The organism is Pseudoalteromonas sp. APC 3694, from assembly GCF_030407565.1.
Taxonomy (GTDB): domain Bacteria; phylum Pseudomonadota; class Gammaproteobacteria; order Enterobacterales; family Alteromonadaceae; genus Pseudoalteromonas; species Pseudoalteromonas tetraodonis.
This window is the reverse complement of the sequence record NZ_JASDDE010000002.1, coordinates 23,437-38,922: the sequence shown is the minus strand read 5'-3', so window position 1 is coordinate 38,922 and position 15,486 is coordinate 23,437. Positions and strand designations below refer to the sequence as shown.

The 15,486-nt window shown below is 40.8% G+C and carries 15 protein-coding genes and 3 pseudogenes; 4 read left to right on the top strand and 14 right to left on the bottom strand.

What is annotated here, in order from left to right:
• Positions 1-39: 39 nt before the first annotated feature.
• Complete coding sequence (locus QMA00_RS01215; RefSeq protein ID WP_076921434.1) at positions 40-237, bottom strand: helix-turn-helix transcriptional regulator; 198 nt, start codon at positions 235-237, stop codon at positions 40-42.
• Positions 234-656, bottom strand: a complete 423-nt coding sequence (locus QMA00_RS01210; protein ID WP_249928714.1) for a hypothetical protein — start codon at positions 654-656, stop codon at positions 234-236. The genes QMA00_RS01215 and QMA00_RS01210 overlap by 4 nt, the downstream gene beginning before the upstream one ends.
• Before the next feature lie 341 nt (positions 657-997).
• Here QMA00_RS01210 and QMA00_RS01205 point away from each other — a divergent pair, with 341 nt between their 5' ends.
• Positions 998-2,203 (top strand): MFS transporter, encoded by a 1,206-nt coding sequence (locus QMA00_RS01205; protein ID WP_076921429.1) that lies wholly within the window; start codon positions 998-1,000, stop codon positions 2,201-2,203.
• Positions 2,204-2,257: 54 nt separating this feature from the next.
• Here the strand turns inward: QMA00_RS01205 and QMA00_RS01200 are convergent, their stop codons facing one another.
• Both QMA00_RS01200 and QMA00_RS01195 read right to left on the bottom strand, forming a co-directional pair.
• Positions 2,258-3,304, bottom strand: coding sequence for an NAD(P)-dependent alcohol dehydrogenase (locus tag QMA00_RS01200; protein ID WP_013464412.1), 1,047 nt, complete (start codon positions 3,302-3,304; stop codon positions 2,258-2,260).
• A gap of 119 nt (positions 3,305-3,423) precedes the next feature.
• Positions 3,424-4,137 (bottom strand): DUF1499 domain-containing protein, encoded by a 714-nt coding sequence (locus QMA00_RS01195; protein WP_076921426.1) that lies wholly within the window; start codon positions 4,135-4,137, stop codon positions 3,424-3,426.
• A 192-nt stretch (positions 4,138-4,329) separates the two neighbouring features.
• Here QMA00_RS01195 and QMA00_RS01190 point away from each other — a divergent pair, with 192 nt between their 5' ends.
• Positions 4,330-4,551, top strand: coding sequence for a hypothetical protein (locus tag QMA00_RS01190; RefSeq protein WP_008108632.1), 222 nt, complete (start codon positions 4,330-4,332; stop codon positions 4,549-4,551).
• A gap of 76 nt (positions 4,552-4,627) precedes the next feature.
• On the opposite strand, the pseudogene QMA00_RS01185 reads toward QMA00_RS01190, so the two are convergent.
• The 10 genes and pseudogenes from QMA00_RS01185 to QMA00_RS01135 form a co-directional block, all read right to left on the bottom strand.
• Positions 4,628-5,571, bottom strand: a pseudogene (locus QMA00_RS01185) (ATP-binding protein).
• A pseudogene (locus tag QMA00_RS01180) lies at positions 5,564-6,114 on the bottom strand (heme NO-binding domain-containing protein). Before QMA00_RS01180 ends, QMA00_RS01185 begins: the two co-directional pseudogenes overlap by 8 nt.
• 219 nt (positions 6,115-6,333) lie before the next feature.
• Positions 6,334-8,760: an ATP-dependent helicase HrpB gene (hrpB, locus tag QMA00_RS01170; protein WP_076921424.1), complete on the bottom strand. Its 2,427-nt coding sequence runs from the start codon at positions 8,758-8,760 to the stop codon at positions 6,334-6,336.
• 48 nt (positions 8,761-8,808) lie between these two features.
• A complete protein-coding gene (locus QMA00_RS01165; RefSeq protein WP_076921421.1) occupies positions 8,809-9,225 on the bottom strand; it encodes a hypothetical protein in 417 nt (138 codons plus the stop codon).
• Positions 9,218-10,567: pseudogene (locus tag QMA00_RS01160) on the bottom strand (FliI/YscN family ATPase). Before QMA00_RS01160 ends, QMA00_RS01165 begins: the two are co-directional and overlap by 8 nt.
• Complete coding sequence (locus QMA00_RS01155; protein WP_076921419.1) at positions 10,560-11,192, bottom strand: FliH/SctL family protein; 633 nt, start codon at positions 11,190-11,192, stop codon at positions 10,560-10,562. Before QMA00_RS01155 ends, QMA00_RS01160 begins: the two are co-directional and overlap by 8 nt.
• A 2-nt stretch (positions 11,193-11,194) precedes the next feature.
• On the bottom strand, positions 11,195-11,584 hold the full coding sequence (locus tag QMA00_RS01150) for a FliG C-terminal domain-containing protein (RefSeq protein ID WP_254843633.1): 390 nt from the start codon (positions 11,582-11,584) through the stop codon (positions 11,195-11,197).
• Positions 11,581-11,904 carry a flagellar hook-basal body complex protein gene (locus tag QMA00_RS01145; RefSeq protein WP_283957448.1) on the bottom strand — a complete coding sequence of 108 codons (324 nt, stop codon included), beginning with the start codon at positions 11,902-11,904 and terminating at the stop codon, positions 11,581-11,583. Before QMA00_RS01145 ends, QMA00_RS01150 begins: the two co-directional genes overlap by 4 nt.
• A gap of 18 nt (positions 11,905-11,922) precedes the next feature.
• Positions 11,923-12,576 (bottom strand): flagellar hook capping FlgD N-terminal domain-containing protein, encoded by a 654-nt coding sequence (locus QMA00_RS01140; RefSeq protein WP_064663402.1) that lies wholly within the window; start codon positions 12,574-12,576, stop codon positions 11,923-11,925.
• A gap of 4 nt (positions 12,577-12,580) precedes the next feature.
• Positions 12,581-12,796: a flagellar basal body rod C-terminal domain-containing protein gene (locus tag QMA00_RS01135; protein ID WP_290155506.1), complete on the bottom strand. Its 216-nt coding sequence runs from the start codon at positions 12,794-12,796 to the stop codon at positions 12,581-12,583.
• A gap of 218 nt (positions 12,797-13,014) precedes the next feature.
• On the opposite strand from QMA00_RS01135, the gene QMA00_RS01130 reads away from it, so the two are divergent.
• Positions 13,015-13,302: a hypothetical protein gene (locus tag QMA00_RS01130; RefSeq protein ID WP_249928716.1), complete on the top strand. Its 288-nt coding sequence runs from the start codon at positions 13,015-13,017 to the stop codon at positions 13,300-13,302.
• 506 nt (positions 13,303-13,808) lie between these two features.
• Complete coding sequence (locus QMA00_RS01125; RefSeq protein WP_076921417.1) at positions 13,809-15,326, top strand: DUF3360 family protein; 1,518 nt, start codon at positions 13,809-13,811, stop codon at positions 15,324-15,326.
• Positions 15,327-15,486 lie beyond the last annotated feature (160 nt).

Here is a 15,486-nt window from a genome sequence, read left to right as displayed (position 1 = left end):
AGTTAAAAAGCGCGACATATTGTCGCACTTTGTTAATTTTTAACCATGTTCGTCATCAAAAATGTCTTCTATTTTAAGTTTAAACAACCTTGCGGCCTTAAAAGCCAGTGGCAAGCTGGGATCGAACTTGCCCTTTTCAATGGCATTAATCGTTTGGCGCGATACATCCAACAGCTCGGCCAACTTTGCTTGAGTGAAATTATGCTCGGCTCTTAACACTTTTAATCTATTTTTCATTCATCACCTGCGCAATAGTGTTTATTAAGCACATACACACTAATTAAATACACCGCCCCCATTAAAAACATTAAGTCGGGTATTTGCGCTTTAAAATCAATTAAACCACTCAATTTTAAATTGGTGTATGCCAGCCCGCCTACTAACACTGCACCTAAGGTAAACCCCATGGCACTGAGATGTATTTTTTGCATTAATTCATCCATGCCTTGCAAATAGCGCTTGTTGGCTAAAATCATCCCTACGCCAGCAGCCAAATTTATAATAATAAAAAAGCCACTAATTAGCGCTGAACGATCCCAGATTAAAGTGGGGCCAAAGCTGCAAATAGCTAAAGTAAAAAGCCATATTAAGGTCCATTTAGCTAGGTAACTGGTATTTTTAATTTGGCGTTGTTTTAAATTTAATTCTGCTTTCATTGCCTTTATCCTGTTTTTAAAAGTAATGTTTACTTTACAAATATCATTCATGCCTTACAAAAAGTCAAGTTAACATTACATTTTAAATTTAACACTGCTTATTTTTGATTGCGTTAATACTTTGCTGAACTTACTTAACCATCCTTTGGTTGGCTTAAGTTAAATTTTATTCATCTTAAATTATGGTTTAGTCCATGACGAAAGAGAGCTTTTAATTTAAAATGCACGCCTCTTTACTCCTCATTTCCACATTCAACTAAATAAGCGTGTGTGCTTTATTTTTAAACGCACTGGCGTTTAGTTTGTTATTAAATTTTATTTATTATCTTCAAGGATTTTATATGGCCGTTGATACTACATCGCCGTCGGGTCAGCCCAATAGAACCGCTATTTTAATTGTGCTAGCGTTGGGTACTTTTATTTTGGGGTTATCTGAATTTTCTATGATGCCTATGTTGCCATTAATTAGTGAGGCATTTGGCAGTACCCCGTCACAAAGTGGTTATGCTATTAGTGCTTATGCTCTTGGAGTGGTTGTTGGCGCGCCTATTTTAATGTTGGCAACAGCAAACATGCGTAAACAAAAAGCGCTGTTACTATTTTTAAGTTTAATGTGTATTGCTAATAGCTTAAGCGCCTTAGCTAGTTCATTAGAGCAACTTGTGCTGTTTCGGTTTTTAAGTGGTTTACCCCATGGCGCATATTTTGGCGCAGCCTTGTTATTGGCCTCAGATATAGCGCCTGCTGGAAAGCGTGCTAGCTTTATGTCAAAAGTATTTATGGGGCTGACAGTCGCAACCATTGTAGGCGTACCCGTAGTAACGCTCGTTGGGCAAAATCTTAGTTGGCGTTATTGCCTCGCTGCAGCTGGGGTGTTGGCGTTTATTGCCTTTATTTTTGTGTATAACGTGGTGCCTAATGTTAAAAACACCCATACTTCTAACTTACTCAACGAATTAGGGGTGCTAAAAAACAAACTGGTTTGGTCAATATTAGGGATTGTTATTATTGGCTTTGGTGGCGTATTTTGTATTTATACCTATGTGGCCGATACGATCTTAGAGGTCACTCAGAGCGCGCCCTATACAATTTCAATTGCTATGGTGATGTTTGGTATTGGCTCTACGCTCGGTAATTACGTACTAGGTAAAGCTGCCGATAAATCAGCGATTAAAACCACCGGATTTACGCTTGCCTCTACCATTGTTTTTGCATTTGCATATGTCAGTGCCAGCTATAATATTTATCTGCTGTATGCGGTTATATTTTTTATTGGCTGCAGCTTAGGGCTATCAACCTTAGTGCAAACGCTATTAATGGATGTATCACCTGACGGCCACGCCATGATTGGGGCATTAGTGCAGTGTGCGTTTAATATTGCAAATGCTATTGGCCCTTGGGTTGGCGGCATTGCTATTGCAAAAGGGGCAGCGCCAAATCAAACAGGCTATGTTGCTGCGGCTTTATTTTTAGGTGGGCTGTTAATGTGGCTGCTTAGTTATATACAAATTAGCGGCAACAAAACTAAACAGGCACAGCCTTGTTAATAAAAACAAAAAGAGCCGCTAAGCGGCTCTTTTTACATTTTACTCTTTAGCGTATTAAACGCTAATAGATGACATATCAATAACAAAACGGTATCGCACATCAGAGCGTTCCATACGCTCATAAGCGGTGTTAATTTCGTCTATGTTGATCATTTCACACTCTGGCAGTACGTTGTGCTCACCACAAAAATCAAGCATTTGCTGTGTTTCTGCAATGCCGCCAATTAAAGAACCAGCCACACGACGACGACCCATTAAAAGAGGAACTGTGTTTAGCTCATCTACTGGGCCTACTTGGCCAACAATAACCAAGGTACCATCGATATCAAGTAGTGGTGTGTAAATTGATAAGTCATGCTTTACAGGCACGGTATCAATAATGACATCAAACGCTGACTGCGCATTTTTCATTTCATCATCATTGTTTGATACTAAATAATGCTGTGCGCCGAGCTTAATTGCATCTTCTTTTTTAGACTCAGTACGACCAATAACAGTAACGGTTGCACCCATTGCTACTGCATTTTTAACCGCCATATGACCTAATCCACCAAGGCCTACCACAGCAACTCGGCTACCTGTTTTTACACCCCATTTATGTAACGGTGAATAAGTAGTAATACCGGCGCAAAGTAACGGCGCCACGCGCGATAATTCTAAGTTTTCAGGCACTGATAATACAAACTCTTCGCGTACTACAACGTGTTTAGAGTAGCCACCTTGAGTCATTTCGCCGTTAACTCTATCGGTCCCGCTGTAAGTACCGACCATGCCTTCACGACAAAATTGCTCTTCGTGATTATCACATTGGTCACAGCTTTGGCAGGAGTCAACCATACACCCTACAGCAACGGTATCGCCTTGTTTGTATTTTTTTACATCACTACCGACTGATATTACTTTACCTACAATTTCGTGCCCAGGAACTAATGGGTAATTACTACCCCCCCAGTCGTTACGCACTGCGTGTAAGTCTGAATGGCACACACCACAATATAAAATTTCTATTGCTACATCGTTATTTCGTAAATCGCGGCGCTCAAAAGAAAACTCTGTAAGTTCAGAACCTTGGCTTTTTGCTGCATATCCGACTGTTTTCATAATAACTCCATAGTTTATTAAAAATCATCTACAGTATGCACTGTCAGCTATGAACATAAGCTGATCATGTGCAACTGCAAATAGCCCTGCAAAACGCGAGGGCTGTTTTTGGTAATTAATTATTCCACAACAACAGCATTTAACTCGTCAATCAGTGTTTTAATACGCTGTGCATTTTTACCTAAATCACTTTTACCAATACGTGATTTACTGCGTATATCGACCACGCGTTTACTGCCTTTATCGTTAATACGAACCACAACATCGTCTTTAAAACCAAACCATGTTGTGGTGTCTGTTGCTTCAACAATGCCATTATTAACATCACTATTAACCAGTTCCCAGCCTAAGTTTTCCATGGCTTTAGTAATTGCTGCCACCAGCTCTGTTTGGGTTTGGTTGTACTCGAGCGGTTTTAGTTCTGGGTACGCTTCACGTTGCTGCGCTGCCGTTTCTTCACCCGCGTAAGCAACAGGGTTAGGTGCATCAGCACGTAAAGGCACAACCGCAACAAACTTAGGTGGGTTAATTAAATCGGTAGAAATATCATGAATTGGCGGAACACTTTTTGCTGTATTCATCATGTTAATCGGCATTGCAATAGCAACAGCTGCAAAAATAACCGTGACCACTGCACTGATTAGGCTCACTGTTTTACGCATGAATAGCACTTGAACTAATAATAAGGCTAATGCTGCCCCACCAACATAAACGCCTAATCTAAAACCAGCAAAGGCAGTACCTAGTTCAACAATATTAAATTTATAAAGAGGTCCCGGTACTACCACCATTAAAAAAGCGATAAGCCCAACTAAAGTCACTAAATGTTTCATTGCCTACTCCGTTATTGTTATATAGTTATTGTTTTTTAAACAAGCTTTATACTGTTAACACTCCAATTTAGATTACTATGACCGATAAGTATCTATAAAGTCATAATTTATTGCCCTTTTAAAGTAGATAACTTGACTCCTTGGTAAAAATCAACAAACTACGGGGGTAAAATTATCAGGGTATTATTATTTATGAAAACAGAGATTAGTTACCGGTTTGAGTCATCACAAGTAGCCAACCGCTTTTTACACGAATTAAAAGATTGGCCAGTCAATGACGTAAAAACACGTCTTTTTAATGGCGGCGACAGCGTTAAAGTAAGCTACGAATATGATGAAAGCGGATTTGATTATACCGTTGCCGAACTTGATGATTTAGCCGAGCAACACGGCGGACAAGAAGTATCGAGTTAAGATACTTATACCTACGCTCAATAGCCACAACACACTTTGTAGCCATGCCTGCATTGTAAACTTTAAGCTTACAAAGTTATGTAGCAATAGGTATTACACAACGTATTAAAGACCCCATACCTACTTCACTTTCAACCTCTATAGTGCCATTGTGCTCTTTAAGCACATTGTAAACTATAGCCATACTAGTGCCTTGGCCTACTGGTTTAGTGGTAAAGAAGGGATCGAACATTTGTTTAAGTGTATCAGCGTCCATTCCACAGCCGTTATCTGCCACCTCTATGTAAATATTGTTTTCATTGGCAAACAGCTTAACACTTATTTTTCCTTGCTGATCGCGCAAATCGTCGCAGGCGTGTTTGGCATTAATTAATAAGTTTACAAACACTTGTTTCATAGATGAAATATTACACCGTGTTAGAGGTAACTTTTCAATGTGTAACTCTATAGCACACGTCCCTAGCTGGTTGTCGAGTAGTTTTAGTGTGCCATTGAGTGATTCTGTAATATCTGCCATTGCAGTTACGTTGTCTTTTAGGCTTGCAAAGTCGACAAGGTTACTAACAATATGAGCTATGCGCTCTAATCCCTCTTGGGTATCATCAACTAAGTCATCAATATCGTCCACAATAAAGCTTAAATCGTTCTCTTGATTGAGCTGAACTAAAATAGACTCTAACTGCGATACTGAAATCGATTTATCTACAATTTGTTGAGCCGCCGTCATTAACGAAACCAACACGGGCTTTATAAATTTATACTTTCTACATTGCTGGTTATGTAAGCAAGCGGGTTATTTATTTCGTGAGCCATCCCAGCAGAGAGTGTCCCTAGCGTGGCCATTTTTTCACTTTGCATTAAGGTTATTTGTTGGTTTTTAACCGTTTCGAGCTTTTCTTCCAGCTCTTGATTAACAATAAACAATGCCCGTGTTTTGTCTTCTAGTAGGGTTTCTAATTGATCTCTGGCTGATTTTTCGCGCAAATACGCTTTTTTATAATTGTAGTCGTCTTCAGCCATGGGGAGTCTCATATTTTATTTCAATTAAACACGAATCAAACCCATCATGCATACACTGGGCATGATTAAGTTTAGCATCAACCCCATAATGAGCCGCAGCACCAAAAATAAGCCCTTCGGCGCACATACAAAGCTGTCGCTTAGAGTTGTAACGCATTAAAATAAACCCGTCTTCAATAATTTTGGCGTCAATTTCAGGTAAATTAGGCTCATGATAAAGCTTAGCTACTTCAACATGAATTACTTTATCAATACTAATAATGAGATCAGCAAAACTATTAAAGCTGTCTACTATAGCTGGGTGACGTGCCTTTAAGTGAGAAAATAAATACTCTCCAAAGGCCTTTAATACCTCTGGCATAGACATAGAAAGTGCAGTTGCTACATCTTGTACCAAACCAACTATTTCTTCATCTGGATAACTTTCTGCAGAAATATAAACACGACCTTCAGGTGCATTTTTTCAAGTAAGTCGTCCCATGCAGCCATGCCACATTTTTCAATAACCAGTGCCTCAAGCCCTCTAAAGATAACGTCTTTCATGCATCTTCCCTCTATTATCACTTTTAGATTGTTAGCTGCATCTTCAATTAGTTACAAACGCTCGCTACCTTACGACTCATATGTACACTAGCGTAGTAAGTCTTACTCTGTAAAATATCAGCATTAAAGTAATAATAGTTTAGTGCTTGTAAAACGCCCAAAAATGTTCGTTATTTGTATGGTCAACGTTTAACATTAAGTGACATTAAGGAAGCGTGATCACATTCTGCTTTTTACTCTATTGGTGGCAACGCTATTGGCAGGATCGTCTGGCCAAAAGTGCTTGGGGTAGCGCCCTTTCATCTCTTTTTGTACCTCGCGGTAACTACTATTCCAAAAATGCGCTAAGTCTTGAGTTAACTGTAGTGAACGCTTGCCTGGCGATAACAACTCCATTAGCAGTGTTAATTTACCGTTAGCTAACATAGGCGTGCTGGTTAAACCATATACTTCTTGCATGCGCACACTAAGCTTGGCAGGTCCATCAAGTTGGTATTCAATTTTTATGTTAGAGCCACTTGGTACTGTTAGCCGCAGTGGGAGTAAAGATTTTAGCTCGCTTTGCTGTTGCCAATTAAAACAATTTTGTAGTGCCTCAAAATAATTAAACTTTTTAAGTTGCTCAAGGGTTTTAATATCTTCAAGGTATACCCCTAACCAATCACCTGCTGTTTCAATGAGCTGCTGCTGACTAATAATAGGAAACTGTTCTGGCATCAATTTGCTAGCTAGGCACATTCTAATAAGCAGTTGCTCACTTTCTTTTTGCTCGTTAAACAGTGAAAAGCCCTGTTTGGCAAACAAACTAAGCCATGCCTTGGTGCGCTCTGTTTTATCAAGCTTATGTTTACTTGGTTGGCTACTAAGGGTAATTTCCCCAAGTTTTACTTCATCTTGATGAATAAACCGAGCGGCTTTTTCATCAAACTCGCAGCGGGTCAACTCAGTGAATAAATGCGGTAAATACTCTTTAAGCGCTAATGGATTTAGCGCCGTGGCTGCAAAAATACGCCCGCCTTTATGCCCGCCCATACTGGCAATAGCTATATATTCGTCATTATGCCAGTAGTCAGGGTTTAGCTCAGCCCCTGCCCCATTTGCTAATAAGTAGCCATTACCGCGTTTTTTAGCAATCCGATCTGGATAACCAAGCGACACTAATAAGCTCAAATGTTCAGTGTTTAAATCTGTACGGCTATCGGTAAATTTTAAGCGTTTTAACCAATAATTTAATTGCTGCTTAAACACCGGATGTGGTCGTTGTTGTAGACTATGCAGTGCTAGGTTGAGCTCATTGGCAGTGTTAACTCGGCTTTCTAGTAAGGCCACTAAATAAATAGCTAATCGATAAATCCCACTTAACCGTGGTTCTAACATTTGCGCTTTTAATAACATATGCGCTAAGCGAATATCGGCACCAAAGCCCAACATTTTACTACCCAGCGTGGTGAGCTTACCGTTACTATCTATAGCTTCAAGCATAGATAATAAATTAGTAGCTTGGCTGCATTGTTGCTCACTCGGCGGGTCAAGTAAGGTGAGTTCACTAATACTTGCGCCCCACTGCTTCGCCTCAAGCATCAGTTGGCTAATATCTGAGGTAAGAATGTCAGGGTTATCGTGGCTGTTTCGTCTCTCAAAAGTTTGTTTGGAACCTAACCGATACACAACCCCTGGTTCTATTCGTCCTGCACGCCCTGCGCGTTGTACTGCCGATGAACGCGATATACTTTGCGTAGTAAGCTCAGTCACACCGGTTTTTAAATTAAAGCTGGCTGCACGGCGCTTGCCGCTATCAACAACAATTCTAATACCTTCAATGGTTAAACTTGTTTCGGCAACATTGGTCGTTAGTACCACTTTTCGCATTCCTTGAGGCGCTGGTGCAATTGCTGCTTGTTGATTGGCTTTATCTTGTTCGCCAAATAATGTGGCAACAATACAATTACTGGGCAAGTCGATCAACGCTTGCTGCACTCGCAGTATTTCACGCTGGCCGGGTAAAAATACCAGCGCACTGCCTGTTTGCTCATTGAGTGCTTGTTTTATAATAGCGGGGATGGCATCAAGCCAGCGGCTTTCATCTTTTATTGGGCAATATATTTCGTCAATCGGGTAACTTCGCCCGCTTGACTGAATAACTGGGCAATTAAAAAATGCGGTATAACGATCGCTATCGAGGGTGGCCGACATCAGCATAATGGTTAAATCTTCACGTAGCGCCGCTTGCGATTCTAAAGCAAAAGCCAGCGCGGTATCTGCTGCGATAGAGCGCTCATGAAACTCATCAAAAATCAGTAAATCAACATCACTGAGTTCAGGGTCATTTTGTAACATGCGTGTCAGCATGCCTTCGGTGACTATTTCAAGGCGCGTGTGTACGCTTACTTTACTCTCACCTCGCACCCGTAAACCGACACTTTGCCCCAGCGTTTCGTTTTGGCAATGCGCTAAATAATTGGCAATATTACGTGCAGCTAAGCGCCGAGGCTCCAACATCACTATGTGTTTATAATGCCCATCGCGCATAAGCTGTAATGGCAACCACGTTGATTTACCTGCACCAGGCGGCGCTTGCAGTAAGGTGATTGGGTTGGCTTTTAATGCATCAATGAGTGAGTTATATATTTCTTGAACCGGCAGCACGCTATTTACCCTAAATTACTTTGTCGCCATTGTAGCAAAAATTAGCAGTTATTTATGTAGGGTACGACTATGTGCTTGGCTTATCATTTCATCTAAAACTTTAGCTTCTTGTTGCTGCGCTTGCCTTTGAAAAGCACGGTGCCTGTTGCTTACTATCCCTTCTATGCCTTTGGTAAAGCTCATTTGCTTAGAATAAGCTTGCTGTTGACGTAATTCATCTTGCTGTGAATCATGAATCCGCGCTTGTTGCTGCGCTGACAAACCAGACAAAATGCGTTTCATCCCTGATAAATTTTGTAAGCTTAGCGCCGAGCTCATTTGCTGGTTTTTATCCATACTGTTTATGTGCTGCTGTAGCTGCGATAGTCGTTGCTGCTCTAAGTTACTTCTTTGTTGTAATTGAGTTTGCTCGGCCAGCATTTTATCTAATTTTTGTTGTTGTAATCCTAAAAATTTATTAAGCATTCAGTTCACCCATCACTGCATTTAACTGATTCACTGACTGTGAGAAATCCACTTGTTCGTTCAATCCTTGGCATAAAAATGATTCGATTTTTGGATACAAATTTACCGCACTGTCGAGTTCAGGATCTTTACCTGCCTGATACGCCCCTAAAGGAATAAGCTCATGCACTTGCATGTAGCGGCTATAAAGTTTTTTTAATTTATAACAAAAACTTAGCTGCTCATCACTTACTATATTTGGCATTACTCAGCTAATCGATGAACCAATATTAATGGCCGGATAATGACCCTTTTCTGCTAAGGTGCGATCCAATACTATATGGCCATCAAGAATTGCTCGGGCGTTATCGGCTATTGGGTCTTGTTGATCGTCGCCTTCAGCCAATACCGTATAAATGGCGGTCATGCTGCCTTTACTTTTTTCACTATTACCGGAGCTTTCAACCAACTGGGTTAATTTACTAAATACCGATGGCGGGTACCCTTTAGATGCGGGCAGCTCACCTACCGATAAGCCAATTTCTCGCTGTGCTTGCGCATAGCGGGTTAATGAGTCCATCAACAGCAATACATTTGAATTTTTATCTCTAAAATAAGCCGCCAATTTATGGCTAAGCTCGGCGGCTTTAATACGCAATAAGGGAGAATCGTCTGCTGGGGATGCTATTACAATGGCTTTTTTTAAGCCTTCTTTACCTAAGCTTTGCTCAATAAAATCTTTTACTTCCCAACCACGCTCACCGACTAGGCTTAAAATAACTACATCGGCCGAGGTAAAACGGGTCATCATGCCAAGTAATTTACTTTTACCCACACCCGAACCTGCAAATAACCCTAACCGCTAGCCTTTACCTACACTAAATAGGCTATTAATAGCGCGAATACCCACATCTAACGGCTCGGTAACGCCTTTGCGCTCCAGCGTCGTTAAAGAATAATCGTTACTCAATTTACTGGCGCTTTTTGTGCTGTCTTGTTCAAGTGGGCCTAAGTTATCAATGGGTTGCATTTGCGCATCAATTACTCGCCCTAATAGCTTTTCTGAAATAGCCACATGGCTGTTTTTTATAACTGGTCTAACTCGCCCACCAGAATATAAATTTTGTATTTTTTTCAAGGGCATTAAATAGGCTTCATCTTGATTAAAGCCCACAACTTCAGCGTCATACCAGTGACCGTCAACACTCTCAACTTGGTATTTTTCACCCATAACGAATTGCCCACCCGTCGCGGTAAGTGTTAAACCATTGACTCTTGTTAAACGACCATAGCTTTTAACTAATTCAGGCGGGGTTAGCGCTGTCAGCGCAGATTTTAAACTAGTGTGTAAGGGGTTAGTCATGTGGCTGCGCTTTGAGTATTTCAGGTATCACTTCATCCAGTAAGCTTTGTAGGCGCTCTGAAAAAGAAAATCGATGTGTTTGTTGCTCTGCCACCAGTTCAACGTCTCCACTGATCAGAGCCTCATCAAAGTAAACCGGCACCGAAAATTCAGCTAAACGTGCATCATTAAAGCAGTGGCGATCAGCCCCTGAGATCATAACTTTTGTTACTACATCGCGATTGCTAAGCAAGGTAATGGCTTTTTCAATCAGCTGCGAGCGTATTTCGGGGCGTACTTTTAGCTCGCAGTCAATAACATGCTCTGCTAACTTGCTTATCATCAAGGCAAGATCTTGTTTAAACTCATCATTAAAGTTAAGTAGTTCGTTATTCGCTTTGTCGAATAAAGTGTTAAAACGTTCAATAAGCTGTGTTTTTTGCGCTTCAAGACGTTCAGCAACCCGTAGCTCTATTTGTTGCTCCATTTGCTGCTCTAACTCACTTTGCTTATCGGCTGCCCCTTGCGCGAGCCCTTCTTCATAGCCCTGCTGTAAACCAACACGCTGAGCAGCATCTAAACGCTCTTGCAGCGTTTGATGTTGCTCATTTTTATTTAAAGTGGGAAACCTAAATGCTTGACTCATAGTTAGCCTGCAGTCTCTTCTTCAAATAAGCGATATTCAATATCACCTTGTTTGCTCATGTCTCTAACTATCGACATAATTTCTTTTCTGGCGGCAATCACTTTGCTCAATAGTTGTGCACTTAAGCCGTCAATTTGCTGTTGGTACACTTGCGCTAAACGTTTAGGTAGTGCACCTAAAACACGCGCTAAAAACTCACTGTTCACACCCTTTAATGACATCGTCCATAACTCATCCAGAATGTCATTAAGCAACAAGGTTAATGTCTCGTCTGTTTGCTTAATTAAGCTGTCAAAATCGTACATTTTTTCTTGTATTTCATCAGCCACGTTAGTGTTATGTTTTTTCATTAGTTCGATAATTTGACTCTTATTACCGTTATAACGATTCATATTAAGTCGTTATCTAACTGAAACTGGCCTGCTTGGGTGTAAGCCGTACGGCCGTTTTCTGATATGGCAAAAAACCCTTGGCCATCAATAGCAATATCCAGCGCATTACCAGTACGTACAATTTCACCACCGGTGACAAAATCTTCTTTAACATTGGCAACTTTAACGCCACCGCGTTGGCTGCCGTTATAAACCGCGGCAAATTCTGCAGTGTTATTTTTATAACCAGCAGTACCCGAGTTAGCAATATTATTACTGGTTACTTCTAATCCTGTTTGGGTACTTTTAAGACCACTTAATCCTATATTGAACATAGACATATTATTTATTCCTCTTATTTATGCCACTTGATTAATTTCAGTGATACCAAAATTACCCAAACCATCGACTTGCAATAAAATATCTTCTAACGATTTACCTACAGAAACACGCTCAACCTCACCGCTTAACCAAGTATCAAGCTGCTTTGGCACCTCTGCGGTAGTGGCATACGCTCTAACTGCATACGCACCGGCTTCTTGGTTTTCAAATTCAAAACGCAGCGAACCGACTCCAGAATAAGGCAGTTGTTTTTCTTCAACTAATTCACCCTGTTGGTTATAAAGTTGCACAGTGACTGAATCTGCGCCTTCCCCTAAATTAACCATGCCTGAGACACTGCCATCTTGCTCAAGGGCAATACTGCTTGCTTGTACATCAACCGTTTTACCAACCATATTAGTGGCTTCAAGCACCGCTAAGCTGCTGACATAATCCAAGCCGTCGGCGGTGTTTTGGCGAATGCTTTGTAACGACTCAACATTAGAAAACTCCGCAAGCTGGCTCACATACTGGGTGCCATCCATAGGCTGTAATGGATTTTGATTACTAATTTGCGCAACGAGTAACTCTAAAAACATGGTCGACATTTCATCTGCAGAACTATTACCGGCAATATTCGTGGTATTTTTTGTGGCGTCTGCAGCGCTTGGAACGGCTGAATTAACTTGCATAAAATTATTGTCCTAACTTAAGAATGCTTTGCTGCATGCTATTTACACGCCCCATAACTTCAACAGATGTTTGGTAGCTACGACTTGCAGACATCATGTCTGCCATTTCTTCAAGTGCATTTACGTTGGAGTAAAATACATAACCATCGTTGTTAGCTATTGGGTTATTTGGCTCATAGCGCTGCTCTACCGCTCGGTTTGACTCGGTGATCCCTAACACGTCAACCGAGGCTGAAATTGCCAGTGGTGAATTTAAAATTAGTATTGATGAAACCGTTAACGCTATGGTTGAACTTCATAAAAAATGAAAACTGTAAAAGAGTATATTGTAAGTCTGCAACAAGACATTATTAAGCTAGACGCGTTAATTGAATTACTTGAAACGCAATACGAATTGCTAAGCCAACGTAATGTCAGCTAGAAACACACAATAAAAAAATGCTTGGCTTTTTAGAAAGCTTAAATGAATCACATAACCAGCGCGATGGCTTTTTGGTGAGTTTAGGCCTGCAAGGTGGCAAAGAAGGCTTAGCACAATTAACCGCGTTACTGCCTGCTGATATAAACTCGCTCACTACAAAATTATTACACCAGCTTGAGCTAAAAACTAAAACCTGCAAAATAATGAATGAACGCTCAGGGCAATTACTGTCAAGCCAACGTCGGTTGTTACAGCGTTTAACTGGCGGTGAAAACAAACAAGCGTACCCAGAAATGCCTTTATAAATACGTTCCATAAAGGCTTTTCCTTGTTTAGTCACTTTGCGCCATATTTTTACTTTACTCCTATTATTACCTTTCAAAACCCTATCTTGAGTCCAAAAATAGTCGTTCCGTTAAAGCTTAGTATTGTTAGCTTTTGTGCAACTTTGCGGCTATTGTATTTATAATAAGCAAATAGCGGCTAACGCCACCTTTATTAGACTAAAGAATGATTGCTGCTGAATCTGCTGATTTTATGACCTTTCTGCTATTTTACATGGCAAGATCACACTGTAAAAACAAAAACATAAACCATTGAATTTAAAGACCTTTTAAATTTAACAAGCCAGTTACAACACATCCCTTTGCTATTTTTGTTAACATTTACAAAGCGTTAAACTGGGCTATGCACGACCTTTTGCCTAATTACAATATGTAGCAAGCTGTTTTACCCTGCGCACTCAACGTTCATTTGCTTTGTAAAAGCTGTATTTTTATTTTGAGTTAGCAACTAAGTTGCAGGAGAAGTCATGACCACCAAGCCGCTAGATGATAATTCATCTGATGCTATACCAGGAGCGGATACTCAAACCGCGTCCGATAGCTATGAAAATCTTCATAAACCCAGCTCTGAGTTTGAAAGCCGCGACGCTTATCTAGAGCACGAGCTGCAAATTATGCAGCCAAAACGCTGGCGTCCAAATTTACCGTTTAGAGATTATCGCTTTGAATTTGAAGACACCATTCCAGCAATGGCCGCTACTATAGGTAAAGTTGTGATGGTTGCAGCCATTGCTGCCACGTTTGCAGGCCCTTTGGGGTTGAGTGATGGTTTTGTACTTGAAAACGTACGCTACGAACTTTTAATTGTTTCGTTATTTATTTTACTATTTTCTGGCTTTATTTTACCGACCGCTAATTTAGCGGGTACTCATGGCCCACTCATTCCATTAATTCCTATTGTGGTTGCCGCAGGCGGACACCCTATGGCCTTTGGTTTGCTCATAGGAGCCTTTGGATTGATATTAGCATTTAGTAAAGGCGGCAGTCTCATGGCAAAGCTCACCAGTAAAGGGGTGTGTGGTGGCCTACTCCTCTATTTAGGATTTGTGGGTACCATTTCACAAGTTAAAAAGCTGTTTGCATGGGCTGAAGAAATTCAAATGACCCATATTGCCTTTATCGTAATCTTAGCCACAATTTTACTTTATGCTTTATTGGAGCATTATAAAAAACGCTGGTTAGCCGTGCCACTGAGCTGTTTAATTGGTGGTTTTACTGCTTTTGCATTGGGTGCACCGTTTGAGTTTCATACTGCACCGGGCTTACCAAACATGAACCCTATGTACTGGTGGGGCGAAAACACCGGCTGGATGCTTGGCTTACCAACAGCTGAAAGCTTTGTAGTTGTACTTCCTTTTGCAGTTTTAGCAGTTGCTATGTGGTCGCCTGACTTTTTAGGCCATCAAGTATTTCAAAAAATTAGTTACCCAGAGCGTACTGAAAAAGTACAAATGAATATTGACGATACCATGCTTAGCGCATCAACAAGACAAACCTTTGGCTCGCTATTAGGCGGTGCTAACTTTGCGTCATCTTGGGGCACTTACATTGTTCCTGCTGCTATTGCAAAACGCCCTATTCCTGCAGGCGCAATTTTAACTGCGTTATTTTGTATTATCGCGGGTGTTTGGGGTTACCCAATGGACTTAGCTATTTGGCAGCCAGTATTATGTGTTGCCTTAATTGTAGGGGTGTTTATTCCACTACTTGAAGCGGGTATGGAAATGACCCGTGAAGGTAAAACCACCCAATCAGCCGCCATTGTGGTGTTTGCATCAAGCCTAGTAAACCCTGCATTTGGTTGGTCACTAACTATGCTACTTGATAACTTGGGCCTTATTGGCTGTAAAGAAAGAAGTGCTGATTTATCGCGAATGAGTCGCTGGGTCATCCCACTTATTATGTTTGTGTTATTAACCAGTGTAATGGCACTGGTAGGTATGCTGCCAGGCATTCCTGCGCTAATGCCAAGCTTTAGACATTAATTCCTTTATTAAACAGCAAAGCGAGCTTTAATAGCTCGCTTTTTTATTGTACTTAACCTGAACTCCGGATAATAAATCCATCTCAAGCAGCTATTTTCAGCGCTAACTGCGTTGAATTTACTTGCAATAGGCTAGCTATTGACGCGTAATTTCGCCTTGT

Bases quoted from the DNA above. Each gene is read 5' to 3' on its own strand.
- QMA00_RS01215 (WP_076921434.1), bottom strand. From the start codon at position 237: ATGAAAAATAGATTAAAAGTGTTAAGAGCCGAGCATAATTTCACTCAA.
- QMA00_RS01210 (WP_249928714.1), bottom strand. From the start codon at position 656: ATGAAAGCAGAATTAAATTTAAAACAACGCCAAATTAAAAATACCAGT.
- QMA00_RS01205 (WP_076921429.1), top strand. From the start codon at position 998: ATGGCCGTTGATACTACATCGCCGTCGGGTCAGCCCAATAGAACCGCT.
- QMA00_RS01200 (WP_013464412.1), bottom strand. From the start codon at position 3,304: ATGAAAACAGTCGGATATGCAGCAAAAAGCCAAGGTTCTGAACTTACA.
- QMA00_RS01195 (WP_076921426.1), bottom strand. From the start codon at position 4,137: ATGAAACATTTAGTGACTTTAGTTGGGCTTATCGCTTTTTTAATGGTG.
- QMA00_RS01190 (WP_008108632.1), top strand. From the start codon at position 4,330: ATGAAAACAGAGATTAGTTACCGGTTTGAGTCATCACAAGTAGCCAAC.
- QMA00_RS01165 (WP_076921421.1), bottom strand. From the start codon at position 9,225: ATGCTTAATAAATTTTTAGGATTACAACAACAAAAATTAGATAAAATG.
- QMA00_RS01155 (WP_076921419.1), bottom strand. From the start codon at position 11,192: ATGAGTCAAGCATTTAGGTTTCCCACTTTAAATAAAAATGAGCAACAT.
- QMA00_RS01150 (WP_254843633.1), bottom strand. From the start codon at position 11,584: ATGAATCGTTATAACGGTAATAAGAGTCAAATTATCGAACTAATGAAA.
- QMA00_RS01145 (WP_283957448.1), bottom strand. From the start codon at position 11,904: ATGTCTATGTTCAATATAGGATTAAGTGGTCTTAAAAGTACCCAAACA.
- QMA00_RS01140 (WP_064663402.1), bottom strand. From the start codon at position 12,576: ATGCAAGTTAATTCAGCCGTTCCAAGCGCTGCAGACGCCACAAAAAAT.
- QMA00_RS01130 (WP_249928716.1), top strand. From the start codon at position 13,015: ATGCTTGGCTTTTTAGAAAGCTTAAATGAATCACATAACCAGCGCGAT.
- QMA00_RS01125 (WP_076921417.1), top strand. From the start codon at position 13,809: ATGACCACCAAGCCGCTAGATGATAATTCATCTGATGCTATACCAGGA.